The sequence below is a fragment of the Micromonospora sp. WMMD734 genome, assembly GCF_049178975.1.
GTDB lineage: Bacteria > Actinomycetota > Actinomycetes > Mycobacteriales > Micromonosporaceae > Micromonospora > Micromonospora wenchangensis.
Genome location: NZ_JBMHMK010000001.1, coordinates 6,817,112 through 6,833,531 on the forward strand (window position 1 = coordinate 6,817,112; position 16,420 = coordinate 6,833,531).

Sequence of the window (16,420 nt, forward strand, 5' to 3'; positions counted from 1 at the left end):
CGCGCTCAGTTGCCGCCCAGCGCGGTCTTCGGTTCGGCCCGGTAGGAGCGGTCCTCGGCCTGCTTGCCGAGCACCCCACCACCCGGCGTCTCCACACTGAACGCCTGCTCGTCGGTGACGATCCCCGGACCGTCACCGGGCCCCTCCCGGTCGTCCCGCTTCGCGGCGGTGGTCCGCCGGGGCGTCAGCTCCGGCGGCACCGGCTGGCCGCCGCGCGCCCGCCGGGGTGCCGGCTCGGCCGCCGGCCGGCCCCGCAACGCGCCAGGCACCTCCTCCAGCCGGGACACCCGCCCCCCGGACAGCGGCGCGGCCGGCGCGTCCAGCACCGGTGCGGTCGCCTCCGACCGCCCGTCACCCAACCACCCGCCGCCCGGCGTCGCCGGTTGCGCCGCACCGGTCCGGTCCCGGCGCTTCGAGCGGGGCGAACCGGTCACCCCGGCACCCCGTGCCGAGCTGCCCAGCACCGGCGGGGCGGTCCCCGGCCGGGTCGGCGTCGAGGCGTCGCCGGCCTGCGTACCGGCGGAATCGCCGGACGTGCGCCGCGCGTCCGGCCGCCGGTTCTGCAACACCGGCGCGGTGGTCTCCCCGGCCGGCCGGCCGAACAGGTCCTCGTCGCCGGCACCCGCACGGACGGTGCCCCGCCGGGCCGGGTCCGCCTGCTGCCCGCTGCCCGGCCGGCCGGAGGCCGGGGAGTGCGGGGAACCGGCCGCCGGGGTGCCCCGGGCACCGGTCGGCGGGGCCGCCGTCGACCTGGCACCGGGACCACGCAGCCCGTTCGGCGGCGCAGCCCGGCCGCCGGTCGGTGGCGGGGTGGCGTTCGCGCCGGGGGACCGCAGCGACGCCTGGGGCGGCTCGCTGACCGCCGGCGCTCCGGCACCACCGCGCAGCACGCCGCTGCGCAGCCCGGCACGCTCACCGGCGAGCCCGTCGAGGCCCGGCGGCCGGGCCAGCCCGGCCCGGCCCGTGCCGGTGGCGTTGGCGGTCACACCGCTCAACCCGGGTGCCCCGGTGGACAGGCCGGGTGGCGGTGCGACCAGCGGCGGCGGCACCACCGGCGGCGGCGTCACGGCGGGACCCGCCCGCCCGTCGGTCCCGGGCGTCGGTGCCGGCGCGCCGGCCTCCGGTGGCGGCCGGAGGGTGTCCAGCACCTGTCGGGCCAACTGGTCCGGATCACCCGGACGGGGCACCGGCCGCACTGACGCCGCTGGCGGGGTCGTCCCCACCCCCGGCGGGCGGGCACCGGGCGGCCCCACCGGCGGCGGCGCGCCGACCGGCCCGCGCCACGGCGGGTGACCGACCGGGTTGAGCACCGCGTCCATCGGGAAGAACGGCGGACCGTGCCCGCCACTGACCTTGCTCAACGTGTCGAAGTAGTCGTCGGCGGTGCGTCGGGCCAACTCCTGCGCCCGGCGGTTGTACTCCTCCTGCTTCTCCTGCACCGCCTCGGCCTCGGCCGCCTGGATGCCCTTCTCGCCGTCGTACAGGCCCAGGGTGAAGCCCTGCTTGAAGCCCTCCGAGAACTGCGTCCAGCCGTCGGAGTTCTTCGCGTCGTCGATGGCCTCCCGGTATTCCGTCCAGAGCCGCTCCATCTCGGCCCGGGAGTCGCGGGCGATGCCGACCATCGCGCGCAGCGCGGTCACGTTGTGCTGGGCCGCGTCCATCCACTCGTCGAGGTACGCCAGCGTCTTGCCCGGCCCCGCCTTGAGGAACGCGTCACGGGCCTGCGGTGACTTCCAGTGCTCGTCGTGCAGGGTCTGGCTGGCGGACAGCAGTTGCTGGTGGATGCTCTGCAGCAGGTTGTAGGCGTTCTGCCACTGGTCGGCCAGCGCCGAGATGTCCTCCGGGTGCTGCCCCAGCACCTGCTGGCGGACCGCCTCGATGGTGGCCCCGCCCGCACCACCCGGTGCCGGGGTGAACTTCAGGTCCGGGTTCTCCGGCGGCATGACGTACCGGGTGCCCTCGCCGCGCGGGCCACCGTGCGCGTACGTCGCCTGGGCACCCCAGTAGTCGGCCATGGTGTCCTCCCGGGCTCAGATGCCGTAGTCGTGCTGCTTGATCTCGTCCAGGGCCCGCTTGGCGGGGGATTCGGTCAGCTCGGCCGGGTCCACGCCCTCGGTGTCCTCGCCGATGTGCAGCTCCTGGGTGACGGTGCCCTTGCCGTCGGTCGTGGTGATCGTGTGCGTCCCGTCGGCGTGCTGCGCGTCGACCCGGGTGGCGGTCGGCTTGTCCCCGGCGTCGAGCTGCTCGCTGGTCACCGTACGACCGCCGTCGACGCCGTACGACGTGGTCTCCCGACTGCCGCCGGTGCGCCGGCCCTCGGCGTCGGTGTTGGTGGTGGTGACCACCGTCGAGTTGCCGGTGACGACGGTGGTCGTCCGGCTGGTGCTGCTGTCGAGCACCTTGCCGGTGGCGTCGGTCGTGGTGGTGACCGTCTCGGTGCCCACGCCGCCGGGCAACGACCGCTGCACGATGGTGCGCACCACGCCGCCGGGGCCGAGCGCGGTGAAGGTGATGCTGCCGTCCGGGGCGACCCGGGGCTGGCCCTGGTCGACGAACTGCTCGGGGGTCGGCGCGGCATTGGCCTGACCGCTCGACACCGTTTCGAGGTACTGGTCCCACCAGGTCTTGCCGGAGACGAACGGCGGCAGCCCGGCGGGGCGCGGCGCGTCGGCCTCGCCGAAGGCGAACCGGACCGCGTCCAGCGAGGCCGCCGACCAGCCGTCGGTGTTGGCGTAGGCGTCCGCCACCGTCTGCGCGGCCATGCCGATGTTGGTCAGCGCCGCACCCAGGTAGGTCAGGTACTGCTGGAACTCGGCGTAGTTGAGGGTGAGCTGGGTGCGGACGTAGACGCCCTCGGGCAGCGCGGCACCCTCCCAGGCGCGGTGCGGCAACTGGCCGAGCTGGCTCAACCGGCCGCCGTGGCTCTGCAGATTTTCCTGGATGACGACCATGTTCTTGCCGTAGTCGACCAGCCCGTCCGGATCGACGTCGACGGGTTTCTGGTCGGCCAGCCAGTCGGTCCGGGTGTTCTGGTCGGTCTCGTGCTGGTACGGGTTGCTGCCGTCGTCCTGCGCCACCGAACCTCCCCTGGTGCGGCGGGCCCCCGCCCGGGTCTCACCGGAAATCGCCCCGAGCGTAACCGCTGCCGACCACCGGCGGGACCCGGTACCACCACTGTCGGCGCACCGACCAGCCACTTCGGACGAAGTGAGGTGGCCCGATTCGTTACGGGGCGCTACCGTCAGGGTCGGCCATGACGGCCACCACCATCAAGGGGACGCTTCCCTGACCGGGGGGCGCAAGCAGAGGAGCGGGTGAGTCCACCTTGACCGACACTCCTGGACTGGGTCAGGTTCACGCCACCCAGGAACAGCTGAACCAGATGGCGACGCGCTGCAACGAAACCGGTGAGGGCCTCGCGCTGGGCATGGCACGGCTCATCGAGCGGGTGCAGGCGCTGGGCGGCAGCGGCATGCGGGGCTCGGCGAACAATGCGCTTCAGGACGTCTCCATTCAGCTCAACGACGGCCTCAAGAAGATCATCTCGGCCCTCGACGAGCTGTCCGGCAAGATGACCAGCGCCGCCACCCAGTACGGCATGAACGACGAGGACGCCGCGACCGAGATCCGCCAGGCCGCCGCCGAGACCGGCGACGCCAGCGTGATGAGCATCCTGCGCGGCTGACGCCGCCGGTATCCGCCGCGGCCACGTCGACCCGCCCGGGCGACCCGTGCCGCTGTGACCAGCGAAAGGTGACCTTCCAGTGAGCAGTCCCATCACCTACAACTTCGCCCAGATCTCCGACGTGGCCACCGCCATCGGCACCTACCAGGGCCAGATGGACGGCAGCCTCCAGGACCTCTACACCCAGTTCACCCAGCTCTTCGCGCAGGACTGGCAGGGGCCGGCGGGGCAGGCGTGCGACGAGGCCCGGCAGAAGTGGAACCAGGGCGCCACCGAGATCAAGGAGGCGCTGACCCGGGTCGGCGTGAAGCTCGGCGCGTCGGCCGAGCGGATGCAGCAGGTCGACCAGCAGATCGCCGCCGGAATGTGACAGTCCGGTCCGATGCCCTCCCGGCCGGGAGGGCATCGGACCGGCGGGGCGGCCGGTGCCGGGCCGTCCCGGCTAGGCTGCCCGGCGGAAGGGACCTCGGGGGAGGGACGATGGAGGAACGACCGAACTTCGGCGCGTTGACCGCCATGATCGGTGACCTCAAGAAGGCCTGGTCCGGAATGGACGACGTGCAGCGCCGGATGCTCCGGGTGACCGGCACGGCCTGGTCGGACGACCGCACCGTCAAGGCGGTCGTCGGCCCCCGGGGGCACCTGCTGGAGCTGGACATCGACCCCCGGGTGTTCCGTAACCCCAACTCCAGGGCGTTGGCCGCCACCATCGTGGCGACCGTCCGGCTCGCCGTCGAGGACGCCGCCGAGCAGTCCAAGGAGATCCTCGACGACAGCATCGCCCCCGACCTGCGCCGGCTGGCCCCCGGCGGCGCGCAGCTGGAGAAGCTGCTGCACAGCCACGACGCCGACGTGCGCCTGAAGGGGGACGACGATGAGTAGCTTCGTCGAGATCAAGACGAGCGTGGCCGACATCCTCGGCATCGCCAACCGGCTGCGGTTCGCCGGGCAGTCGATGTCCAGCACGATGGACTGCAGGCTCAATGCGATCACCGGGTTGGAGGCCGCGCCCGGGACGCTGCCGCGCGACGAGTTCACCGAGGAGTTCCTCAAGACGTACCACAAGTCGGTCGAGGTCCCCGGCGGTGGTGGGCAGCAGATGAACGAGGCGATCAAGACCACCGTGCCCCAGCTCGGCACGGCGATGGACAAGCTCGGTGCGTACGTGGCCGACGCGATGTGGAGCTACACCGGCACCGACGACGACAACGCCACCGACATCGACCGGGCCGGTGGCCGGCACTGACCCGAGGCGGCCGGCCGGGCAATCCGACGGTGCCGCGGAGGACCCCGCGTGAGCGAGAGTGACCACGCCCTCGCCGAGATCCTGGAGTGGTTCTCCGACCTCGAAGCCGCCATCCCGGGCGTCCGTTCCACCGTCGGTGAGATCCTCATCGGCAAGATCCCCGAGTCGGACATCGACGCGGTCTACGAGCTCTCCGACGCCTGGGGCGCCGCGACGCAGGAACTCGCCGCCTTCTACACCGAGGCGGTACACGCGGCCGACGGCATCCTGACCAACTGGAGCGGCGACGGGGCCGCCGAGGCGTTCACCCGGGAATGGCTCGCCTACCTGGAGTCGCTCGCCGGCACGGTCGACACCCTCGCCTCCATGGAGGAGGCGGTGCAGAGCTTCGGGCTCCAGATCGAGCTGATGAAGTTCATGGCCCTGCTCGGCCTGATCATGCTGGCCGTCTCGCTGTTCCTGCTGGTCGCCGCCGCCATCCCGTCCCTCGGCCTGTCCACCGCCGGCATTCCGGGGGCGTTCGCCGCCTGCCGCGCCGCGATCGGGGCCGCCGCCACCAACGCGGTACGGGCCATCGGCAGCATCTCCGTCCGCGCCGCGCTCGCCGAGGTGACCGCGCTGTTGACCCGTACGCTGCCGACCCTGGTGCGGACCCAGTTGCCGAACCTGGTCCGTACCCAGGTCCCCCGGCTGGTCACCACCCAGCTGCCGCGCTTCGCGCGCACCCAGGTCCCCACCTTCGTCCGGCAGACCCTGCCGACGGTGATCCGGCAGGGCGCGGGCACCCTCGCCCGCAACACCCTGCCGCGCAACGTCATCGCCCGGTCGGTCGCCGACCGGATGGCCGGTCAGTGGCTGCGCGGCGTCACCAACCGGGAACTGCTGCGCCAACTCGGCCGGGAGGCCGGGCTGGAGTCCCGTCGGTTGGCCGGGCGCAGCCTGCTCGCCGCCCGCAACCAGCTCGCCCGGGAGATCGAGGAACAGCTGCTGCGCAAGTTCGGTGCCCGGGTCGGCACCGACCTCGCCACCCGCGGCGGCGTACGACTGGCCGGCACCGAGGCGTTCGAGCAGCTCAGCCGGGCCACCCTGAGCCAGTACGCGACCCGCGAGATCGCCACCACCACCTTCGGCCGGGAGCTGACCAAGTACCTGGGCCAGCGGGTGGCGTTCGGGGCGGCGTTCATGGGCGGGGGCAACCTGCTGGGCCAGATGTACCAGATCGCCGGTGGCGAACGGGCCAGCCTCGACCTCGGTCAGCTCGGCGTCTCCACCGTCCAGGGTGGGCTGTTCGGGGCGTCGATGTTCGGCGGCATCCCCGGCCACGTCATCGGTGGCGGGGTCACCGGTGCGCTGGTGACCGGCGCGACCGACGCCGCCCAGGGGAAGTTCGACCTGCAGAACATGCTGCACGGGGGCGCCGAGGGGGCCAAGGCCGGCGTCGTCTTCGGCGCGCAGAACAAACTGGACACCGTCCGGGTCGGCGGGACGAACCTGCGGATCGGGCGGGACGTGATGGTGCTCCCCGAGGGGATGGCCGCCGTCGACCGGGCCGCCGGCCTGCGGGTCACCTACAGCGAGCGGGGCGCGGTCTGGACCCACGTCGACGGCGACGGCCAGCGGATCGACGGTGGGGCGATCGCCGCCGACGGCACCGTGCTCGCCCGCGACGGCGTCCGGTCGCCCGACCCGACGGTGGTCGACGGCGACGGCCCCACCCCGGGCGGCCCGGGTGGCCCGCACCCGCCGCGACCCGAGCTGCCCCCGGCCGACCTGCCGCAACGCACCGACCTGGTCGGCGGCACCGGAGGCGGGGACGGTGGCGGCCCGCGCCACCCCGCGCCGGTACGCACCCCGGAGGCCGGGACCCGCCTCGCCGACCCGGCCCGCCCGTCTCTCGACCCGGCCCGTCCACCTGCCGATCCGGTGCGGCCCGGGGGCGAGCGGACGCCGGGGGAGTGGTCCCGCCCGGGTGGCGACCGGGTGGCGGGGGAGTCGACCCCGCCGACCGGCGGGCGGACGGCCGGTGACCCGGTGACCCGGCCGACACCGGCCGACACCGCGCCGCCGCGTGGACCCGTCGACGGTGCTCCCACCCGCCCCGAAGCACCGGTGACCACTGCCCGGGACCACCCGGCGGCCACCGGTGCCGACCGGACCGGGCCGGCCACCGACCCGACCGGGGTGACCCGGGCCGAACCCCACCCGGACCACCCCCGCCCGGACCACCCCCGCCCGGACCACCCCCGCCCGGACCACCCCCGCCCGGACCACCCCCGCCCGGACCACCCCCGCCCGGACCACCCCCGCCCGGACCACCCCCGCCCGGGGGACCACCCGGCCGCCGACCGGCCCCCACCGGACCGGCCCCCCGAGGATCGGGGGGCGGGGGACCGGGGGCCCGAGGAGCAGGACGCGCAGACCGGGGCCGCGATCCGTCCCCGGGACGAACTCCGGGCGATGGAGTGGGCGGACCGGGCCTACGACCGGTTCCGGGCAGATCCGGGGGACATCGCGGACATCGCGGCGAACCTCGCCACCGTCGCCCGGCCCGGCGGCACGACAGGGTTCACCCACGCCGAGATCGCCCGGGTGAAACAGCACCTCATGGTCGACGAGCACGTGCTGCGGGACTACCCGGACGGCTGGGTCCGCCGACGTTTCGACGCGGACGAGGACATCGCCGAGGCGTGGATCAGGCTGCGGGAGGGCCGCCCGCTCGAACCCGACCTGATCCTGCTGGAGCACGAGCTGGCCGAGTCGGGCTACCTGCTGTTGCACCCGGACGCCACCTACCCGGATGCCCACGCGTACGCCCAGAGCCTGTTCAATTGGGAGCGGGTCGCGCCCGGCCGGACCGGAGAGGACCTGGACAACTCGTGGCCGAGGAGAACCGGTGATGGCGATTCTGGTGGACTTCGAACTGGTCCGGGAGGACAGTCGGGAGGTCGAGTACAGCTTCGGCCACCCGGAGAAGGACCGTCGGCTGGTCATCCAGAAGGAGTCCCGGGAGGGGCAGGTGCTGGACGGGCCGGCGGATATGCAGTACCGGAAGGCGTACGGCAAGATCCTGCGGATGCAGGCCGAGGCGGCGAGCTGGCCGCCGGGGGGCAGCTACGCGGCGTAGCGCAGGGACACGTCCCGGTCGAGCTGGTGCCGACCGGGTCGCACCCGATCGGGCCCTCGGTGCCGTTGCCCGAGGCGGTGCGATCGACGTTCGACGGGCACGTCGGGGAGTTGCTGGCCGGCCGGGACGCCGGGCCGGTGGACCAGCCGCACCGGGCCAGCTGGGACGAGTCGTCCCGGCTGCTCACCGTCGAGTACCCGGACGGGCTGCGGGTCGGGGTGGTGCTCCAGGTCAACTCGGCGCTGCCACCCGGACAGCCGGTGGTGCTGCGGCCGGGAATGGCGGTCGAGCACGGGCGGTGGGTGCAGCGGGAGCCGGCCGGGGTGGTGCTGCCGGAGCACCTGCCGGCCGACCCGGCCACCCGGGCCGCCTTCGTCGACAGGCAGCTCGGCGACGCCTGGCGCACCCTGCACCGCGAGATCCACCAGGTGTTCGACCGCCCGGTCGAGCCCGGCCGGTCCGGGGTGCCGGCGGACGGCGTACCGGAAGGGGGTCGGGCCGGGGCGACGACGCCGGACGGGCCGACGCGACCCGGACCGGCGCGGACGATGCCGGAGCCGTCGCTTGCGCCGTTGGAGGCACCGGCGCGGCCGGACCCGCCGGTGCTGGACGCCGACGCGGTCAGCTTCCGGGACGCCACCGCCCCGACGCCGGCGCCACCCCGGCCCCTCAGCCCGGACACGGTGCGCGGCCTGCTCGCCGGCGACCCGACGACCCCCGGGCAGCTGCGCGACTGGGCCCGGGAATACCTGGCGGTGCGCCAGGAGGACGGCTCCTACCTGCCGCGCAGCCAGGCGGAGATCGACGCCGTGGTGGCCCGGCTGCGCGCGGAGACGACGGCGCTGGTCGCCCAGCGAAGCCCGGCCGACCCGACCGCCACGCCGCCGGCCGTCCCACCCCGGACGGGCGACGAGTTGCCGATCAGCCAGGAACTCGCGCCGAGCGGCAACTTCCCGGCGCACCGCCCCCGGACCGGCGCGGAACTGCCCGAGCAGGTGCACGAGCTGGTGGGCAGGGCGAAGGAGAACCTGCTCGGCCGGTACCCGCAGGCGGCGGTGGCCCGCCGGATCGCCGACCTCGACGCGGTGGCCGGGCAGGCCGACCGGTTGCAGGCGGCCGCCGACCGGGCCCGCGCCGGCGGCCCGCTCGGTGACGTCGTCCGGGAGGTACGCGCGCTGAGCCGGGCGGTCGACGGGTACGCCGACCGGTACCGCGACTGGCGGGACTTCTCCCGGGGCGGGGAACACGCCGACCCGGGCTGGCGGGACCTGGACGGGGTGGACCCGCTCAACGCCGTCGAGATGGCCCATCGGGTGGTCAGCGTGGACCCGGTCACCCACCGGTTCCACGTCATCGACCAGGCGATCGCGGTGGCGAAGATCGGCGACGTGCTCGGGCCGGCCTTCGAGCGGCACGCCGCCGACACCTTCGACCGGCTGATCCCCAAGGACCCGGAGAGCGTCGCGGCGCTGCTCCCACCGGAGCTGCGCCACCCGGAGCTGGACGCGTGGATCCGCGGACCGGCGCGCGGCGGCTTCGACACCCGGACCGAGATCCTCTATGTCGACCCCCGCGACGGCGCCACCTTCCGACCGATCAGCGCGGTCGCCGCGACCGTCGTGCACGAGAGCATGCACCGGCTCCAGCCCGGCCCCGACGTGGTGGGCGACGTCCTGGCCCAGGGAGTCGCCGAAGGACGCTACGGCGACGACATCTCGGCGCAGGTGCTGGTGCCGTTCCGGTTCGAAGGCGAGTTCCAGGCGTTCGCCGTCCAGCAGCACTTCCTGCGGGGGCTGGCCGGTTTCCGCGCCACCGACCACGCAGGGGACCCGCGCCTACCCCGCAGTGACGCCTACCAGGAGATGGCCGACTGGACCCCGCAGCAGATGCGGGACTACGTCCTCGACCGGTACGTGCTGGATCCGGCCGAGCGGGCCGTCCTGCCCCGGGAACTGCTCGACCGGGCGGTCGACCAACCTGTCGCGCAGATCGTGGAACGGGCCCGCCTGGCCATCGCCGAGGCGAACCATCCGATGCCCGGCGAGCGTCGTGGCGGCGCCTTCCACGGCCCGCTGAGCCGGGAGATCGCCGACCGGTACGGCATCGACCTCGACGCGATCGGACAGGAGCAGTCGGGACGGTCGCTGCCCGCGCTCCGCGACCGTCCGGCCGCCCCGGACGGGTCGGCCCCACCCCGCTCCGACCCCGGTGTGCCACCGCTCGCCGAGTGGGGGCCGGCACGCGACGGTGGCCCGGCGGACCGGCCGGCGGGGCATCGCCCGGGAGTGTTGGGTCGGGCCCTGCACCGGATCACCGGCCTCCTCGGCGGGGCCGATCCGACCCCGCTCCCGCCGGAGCGGGGAGCGGCACCCCGGTGGGGCACCGGCGAAGCGGGGACGCCGCGACCGGGTGGACCGGGCGAGGGGACCGTCGGATCGTGGTCGCCTCCGGGGCGGGCCGCGGACCACCGGACGTGGGCACCGGAACCGGGGCCGGGCTGGCCCGCTGCGGAGCCGGTCCGTCCGGCGGGCCAGCCGGGTGCGGGGCGCGGGGCGGCCGACGCGGTGGCCCCGGATGGACGGACCCTGCTCGGGCTGACCGAGCGCCGGTGCGTCGTCGACGAGCTGCGGGCGGCGACCGACCCGATCGACCGGGCCCGGCTCCGGGAGGACCTCCACCGGCTCGACGCCGACCTGGCCCGACGCGGGTACCCCGTGCACGAGCTGGAGCAGGTGCCGCAGGCGGACGGGGAGACACCTGCCGACGGGCGGGAGCCCGCCCGCAACGACGAGATGTGGTCCGACCCGCCGTGGCGGCGGGAGGACCGGCGTCCGTCGCTCGACGAACTGATCCCCGCCAGCCGGGAGGAGGCCGACGCCTGGGGTGACGCCGTCCGCCGGGAGTTCGCCGACCAGCTCGACGGACGCGAGTTCGCCGGGCTGCGCGTCCGGGTGGAACTAGACGATCCGTACAGCGTCAGTGTGCACCGCGACGAGGTCGTCGTCCGGGCCGCCGTGCACGATCCGGACGGCGTGCCCGTCGGTCGGGTGGTGCGGTCCTTCCACCGTGACCACGACGGCAGCCTGTTCGTCGAACACGTCTCGCTGAAGCTCAGCGAACGGGTCCAGGGTCAGGGCTTCGCCCGGGAGTGGAACGGCCATCTCACCGACTGGTACCGGTACTCCGGCGTCGAACGGGTCGAGGTGCACGCCGCCTCCACCGTCGGCGGGTACGCGTGGGCGCGCGACGGATTCGACTGGGCGTCGAACACCGGGCACCGGGCCGAGGGCGTGCTCGACCGGCTCCGAGATGAGCTGCGTGCGGTGGACGTCGACATCGCGCTGGCCCGGCGGGCGGCCGACGGCGACGACCCCGTCGACGTCGACCGGCTCCGGGAACGCTACGGCACCAGCGAACCGGAGCAGGTGCTCACCGAGGCGTACCGGCAGCGGGAGGCGGGACGGGAGATCCTGGACCGGGCCCGCAGCCACCCCTTCGGCAGCGGCCGGTACCCGACGCCGTTCGAGATCAGCCAGGCCGGCTGGGGGGAGCACCACCGGGGGCGGGACGCCTCCTGGATCGGCAAGCGGGCCCTGCTCGGCGCCGACTGGAAGGGCGTCAAGTCGATCAGTGACACCGGTCCGTTGCACCCCCGGTCGGCGTACACCGCCGGGCTGCCCCGGGTGCCCGACCCGTCGGCGATCCACGGGCTGCTCCGTGGGGACGGCCCTGCGCCGGTCACCGCCGCCCGGGTGCCCGACGCGCAGTTCCACGGGTACGGCCGGGAGGTGGCTGCGCCGGAACTGGTACGTCGACTCGGCGACGAGGCGTTGCGCCTGCTGATCGACCGGTTGCCGGCGGACGGCACGCTGCGCGGCGTACGGCTGGACCTGACCGCCGTGCCGGCGGACGCCCTGCCCGACGGCGCGGTGGCCCGGTCGGTGCCGGTCGACGCGGACGGCCGGGACCTGCCGCACGGCACCGTGCCACCGGAGGGGGGCGGCTGGCGGATCGAGCTGTCCGACCGGGCTGCCGACGTCAACGTGGCGCGGGCCGTCGCCCACGAGGCGGCCGAGCTGGCAGCGATCAGGCAGCGGGCCGCCGGTGGGCTGGACCCGTTCGCGCCGGACGCTCTCACCCCGGGTGTGCTGGCCGACGGCATCGGTCCCAGCCCGCACGACCTGGGCCGGCTGGCCGAGGTGGAGGTGCTGGCCGACCTGCTGCGCGACCCGGCGCAGGCGACGTACGCCCGCGTCGAACTGCGGGCCCTGCGCGACCATCTCGGCCTGCGTCCGGACGATCCGGGGTCGGCGGCCCGGCTGCGGCTGCTCGACGGGCGGATCGGCGACGCCGGCCGGGACGCGCTGCTGGGCCGGGAGGGCCCACCGGACGAGCGTGCCGGTCCCTCCGGCGGCGGCCCGCCGGGGCGTGCCCGCGACGGCGATGTGCTGCCGCCGGAGGTCCACCCGTCGAAGCCCACGGGAGACCTGGCTCCGGCGACCTATCCGGCCCGGGTCAGTCGGGTGCCGTTCGAGTTCGCGCGGTTCCTGCACGATCCCCGCTGGTCCACGGAGGCGACCCGGTTCGAGCAGCGGTTGGGGGCGCACTATTTCCGCGACCCGCAGGTGCAGGACACGGTACGGACGGCGCTGACCCGGATGCGTGACATCCTGGTGGCACTGACCGGGCCGGCGCACCCGGGGGAGACCCGCGCCGAGGTGGTCGCCCGGGTGGAGAGCGCCTTCTTCCGGGACGACGCCCCCGACAGCGCCGGTCAGGTGGGCACCTCGGTGAGCTTCGATCGGCTGCTCGCCGAGGGTAACCTCCGGGAGACGATGACCGCCTTCTACAACGCGGCCTACTGCAACTGGAAGAGCCCGTACACCCTTTCCCACGTGCTGCTGTCGGTGCTCGACGGGGGCCGGTGGGAGCAGGCCCGGGACGCGGGCGTCGACGTGGCGGCGGTCCGTCGGATGGGGGACCTGCTCGACGGTACGGTGAACCGGTTGCTGCCGGACCCGCTGCGGGACAGGCTGAAGTTCGGCCGGGACTTCTTCGCCACCGGCAACGTGGCGCGGAACTCGGAGCACGGCATCCGGGACCTGGCCGAGATGACGGCGAGTCAGTCCCCCCGCCGGCCCCGCTCGGATGACGAACAGTTGGCACTGGCCAACACCCCCGACCACTATGCCCGGCTGGGGACTCCGCTCGGTCGGCTCGAACGGGCCTACGTCGACCAGGTGAACAGGGAGAGGTCCGGCGCTCCGCTCGGTGACGACAGCCTGCTGCCGTGGCGTGAGGGGGTGACCGCGCACGACACCGACCATGGGCCGTGGGCCCGCTGGGTGGGTCGGGACGGCTTCCCGGTCATCGACGGGGTCTCCGGCACCACCGCCCGGATGCTCACCGCCGCCCGGTTCGTGGGGCTCGACGGCCGGCAGACCGAGCGGTTCCTGAGCGGCCTGATGGGCTGGATGCTGCCGGCCCGGGACCATTCGCTCTTCGAGATCCTGCGCGGAGCGGAGATCGCCGGTGTCAAGCGGGTGGAGCTGCGCCCGCCCGACACCCGCCTGACGGCGGTGGACCTCTACCGCAGCCTGCCCGACGTCGACCTGCCCACGCTGCGGGCCGAGGTGACGGTGGACGGGCTCTTCCCCCACGAGGCCCGTTACCTGGATCATGCCGTCGACCCGCAGGGTTTCTCGGAGACCCAGCACAAGGTCCCGGCGATCGCGGACCGGCTGTGGCCCCAACTGGAGAGCGGTCAGGTGCGGGACGCCGACCTCGCCGGTTGGCTGCGGCGCAACGGCATCGACCCGGCCGACACCGCAGCCGTGCGCAGTCTGGGTCAGCGGCTGTCGAAGCCCCACGTCATGGCGCTGGCCGTCTACACCCGACACAGCCACTACCTGATCAACAACGTGATCCGTACCCACCTGTTCACCGCAGGGGTGGCGGAGCGGCCGACGAGGGAGGTGTTCGACCGGAAGGTCGACGAACTCGTCCGGAACTACCTGGGCGCTGTCGCTGCCGGCACCAAGGCGTTGCCGTTGCCGTTGCTGCTCCGTGCGGTGGTGCACGAGGGGGCGGGTCACCTCACCGTACGCTCGCCGCTCAGTGACCCGGCCGCGCGGTGGGTGCAGGCGCAACGGCGCATGACGGCGGCCAGGCAGCAGGCGCGGGCCCAGCCGGGCGCCCAGAGCACCGTCGAGCGGGTCCGGGCCGCCCAGGCGCTCGACAGGGCCTGGGACGACCTCACCGGCCGGCTCCGCTCGGTGTCACCCCGGTTGTTCGACGAGGTGCGGTGGCACGCTGACATGGTGCACGACGCGATGATGCAGTTGCCCGCCGTCGGTAGTCCGGACCGGCCGGTGGTCGCCTATCGGGGTGACTGGACCACCCCGGTGTACTCCCCGATCTACGGCAATTCGTGGCTGCCGACCGGTAGGGCGCGGGAGTTCCTCAGCGTCAGTCGTCGCCTCGACGTGGCGGTACGGTTCATGGCCGAGAACCCTGCCTCGGGCGGGAGAATCCTGGTGGTCTACCGGCTCACCGGGCAGCAGGCCCGCGACATATCGGTGTTCTCGTCCTTCGCCGTCGATGAGGAGGCGGTCTTCCCCCCACGCTCGCGGATGCGTCGCACGTCCGATCCTGACCTTGAGGAACAGGTACGGGCCCGGTTGCCTGCCGAGTTCCAGGACAACTGCACGATAATCATCATGGAAGAGATCTGACAGTGATCGACAGTCCTGTATGGGATGAGGCGGACGACCTCTTCGCCGCCGTACACCGCATGCTGTTGCGGTTGGCGGGGCGGTTCCCTGACGAAGTGGTGACCCAGCTGCGAAAACTCCTCGGCGACGGGGATCTGCGGCACCTTCCGGACGCGGTGTCGGTGGCGACGGTGCAGTACGCCGTACCGATCTCCGCTGCGGACCGGGAGCTGCTGGGCCGTATCCTGCGCACGCTGGATGTGCCGGGCGGTGAGCCCCAGTTGTACGACGAGGTGCCGGTCTCCGAGCAGACGCCGTCGGCGGACGCCTTCCGTTTCCTGCCGGCGCGGACAGCGGTTGTCGAGCGCGCCGGGAACCGGCTGCCGAATCCGTTGGACCTGACCGGTGGTGACCCGGAGGACCTCACCCGGTTGCCGGCCCGGCTCGGTCACCTCGCCGATCTGGCCTACGAGCTGACCGACTGGCCCGACACCCGGTTCGTGGTGAGTGTTTCCCGTCATCCCGGTGTCCGGGGTATCTGGCGGGCGTGGCGGTCGGCGGTCGGCGGCTCACCGGTGGAACGGCGGGTCTGCCTCGCCGAGTTGAGCCCTGGGATGCGGGCCTGGGACATCACCTACGATGCCCAGCGCGCCCTCGCCGAGGAGGACGAGGAGACGCCGCAGGTGGAGACGTTCTGGGCAGGTGAACCACTGCCGCCGTACCAGCGGGCGGCGCTGGCGGGCGCGGCCCTGCTGTGGACGCCTGGACCACCCGGCCCGGTCGCGGGATGACACCGGCAGCCGCAGCGGGCCCGTTCCGACGCCCGACCGGGACGGCCGGGTGCGTCGCTGTGGCAGGATGACGTGCGCCGACGGCCGTGACGGGGAGGTTGCTGGTGGACACGGAGCGGACGACCGAGGCGCTCCAGCGGTACGTGCTGGCGTCGGGCGAATCCACCGAGCGGGTGTGGGTCGGTCCGGAGTCGGTGACCGTGCGGACCGCCCGCTTCCGCTACCTGGCCCGCCCGGCGCGGTGGGCGGTCGCCGACGAGGAGTGGGTGGCCGACGCGGTCCGGGTGGTGGCCGCGCGACAGCCGATCTTCGTCACCCATGCCCTGCTTTTCACCGCGTCGGGCGGGGCGCTGCATCTCAACCGGCCCGAGGTGATGGGTGAACTGGGTCGCCGGGTGGGCGTCGGGCTGGACCCGCTGGCCTACGCGGAGCTGCTCGGTGAGCTGTACTCGGCGTGGGAGATCGACGGCCCGGTGGTATGCCCGTTCTCGGTGACCGAGGGCACCCGCGCCGGTTGGCTGGTCCGTGACCCCGACCACTTCACCCGGGTGCTGGCGGTGCCGGACGCTCCGGCGGTGACGCCCCCGACGTTCGTGCCGGACCCGGACGGGGGCTGGACTCTGCGGTTCTTCTCGCACAACCATTACCTGTTGGAGATCCGCTCCGCGGTCGATGTGTACCGGTGGACGGTGACGGGCGGGCCGGACCGGGCGGCGACCTGGGCCCGGGAGACCGTCGCCGAGCGGGTGGAGCGTCCGCTGCCGTGACGGGTGGTGCCGCGTGCGACCTACCGGCCAGGAGAGACCAAGCACGGTCGCTGGTCCGGGCGAGCGGTTCGCCCACCGGCGGCCGGTGTCCGGA

At 73.9% G+C, this 16,420-nt stretch carries 9 protein-coding genes; 7 read left to right on the top strand and 2 right to left on the bottom strand.

Going from position 1 to position 16,420, the window contains the following annotated elements; translation table 11 throughout:
- Window positions 1-5: 5 nt before the first annotated feature.
- Entirely contained in the window at window positions 6-2,015 is a 2,010-nt protein-coding gene (locus ACN267_RS29825) for a hypothetical protein (protein ID WP_421490140.1), read from the bottom strand.
- Window positions 2,016-2,030: 15 nt separating this feature from the next.
- On the bottom strand, window positions 2,031-3,077 hold the full coding sequence (locus ACN267_RS29830; RefSeq protein ID WP_421490141.1) for a WXG100 family type VII secretion target: 1,047 nt from the start codon (window positions 3,075-3,077) through the stop codon (window positions 2,031-2,033).
- 248 nt (window positions 3,078-3,325) lie between these two features.
- Between ACN267_RS29830 and ACN267_RS29835 the strand changes: the two genes are divergently transcribed.
- The 7 genes from ACN267_RS29835 (at window position 3,326) to ACN267_RS29865 (ending at window position 16,326) form a co-directional block, all read left to right on the top strand.
- On the top strand, window positions 3,326-3,685 hold the full coding sequence (locus ACN267_RS29835; protein WP_421490142.1) for a WXG100 family type VII secretion target: 360 nt from the start codon (window positions 3,326-3,328) through the stop codon (window positions 3,683-3,685).
- Window positions 3,686-3,764: 79 nt separating this feature from the next.
- Window positions 3,765-4,055 (top strand): WXG100 family type VII secretion target, encoded by a 291-nt coding sequence (locus ACN267_RS29840; protein ID WP_088644222.1) that lies wholly within the window; start codon window positions 3,765-3,767, stop codon window positions 4,053-4,055.
- Between the two features lie 110 nt (window positions 4,056-4,165).
- Entirely contained in the window at window positions 4,166-4,567 is a 402-nt protein-coding gene (locus ACN267_RS29845; protein WP_204957871.1) for a YbaB/EbfC family nucleoid-associated protein, read from the top strand.
- Window positions 4,560-4,931, top strand: a complete 372-nt coding sequence (locus ACN267_RS29850; RefSeq protein ID WP_421490143.1) for a hypothetical protein — start codon at window positions 4,560-4,562, stop codon at window positions 4,929-4,931. The genes ACN267_RS29845 and ACN267_RS29850 overlap by 8 nt, the downstream gene beginning before the upstream one ends.
- Window positions 4,932-4,979: 48 nt before the next feature.
- Window positions 4,980-14,789: a hypothetical protein gene (locus tag ACN267_RS29855; RefSeq protein WP_421490144.1), complete on the top strand. Its 9,810-nt coding sequence runs from the start codon at window positions 4,980-4,982 to the stop codon at window positions 14,787-14,789.
- Between the two features lie 2 nt (window positions 14,790-14,791).
- Window positions 14,792-15,559, top strand: a complete 768-nt coding sequence (locus ACN267_RS29860; protein WP_421490145.1) for a hypothetical protein — start codon at window positions 14,792-14,794, stop codon at window positions 15,557-15,559.
- Window positions 15,560-15,663: 104 nt separating this feature from the next.
- Window positions 15,664-16,326, top strand: coding sequence for a hypothetical protein (locus ACN267_RS29865; RefSeq protein ID WP_421490146.1), 663 nt, complete (start codon window positions 15,664-15,666; stop codon window positions 16,324-16,326).
- Window positions 16,327-16,420: the final 94 nt, after the last annotated feature.

Excerpts from the sequence above, each read along its gene's own strand:
- ACN267_RS29825 (WP_421490140.1), bottom strand. The coding sequence starts at position 2,015 with ATGGCCGACTACTGGGGTGCCCAGGCGACGTACGCGCACGGTGGCCCG.
- ACN267_RS29850 (WP_421490143.1), top strand. The coding sequence starts at position 4,560 with ATGAGTAGCTTCGTCGAGATCAAGACGAGCGTGGCCGACATCCTCGGC.
- ACN267_RS29845 (WP_204957871.1), top strand. The coding sequence starts at position 4,166 with ATGGAGGAACGACCGAACTTCGGCGCGTTGACCGCCATGATCGGTGAC.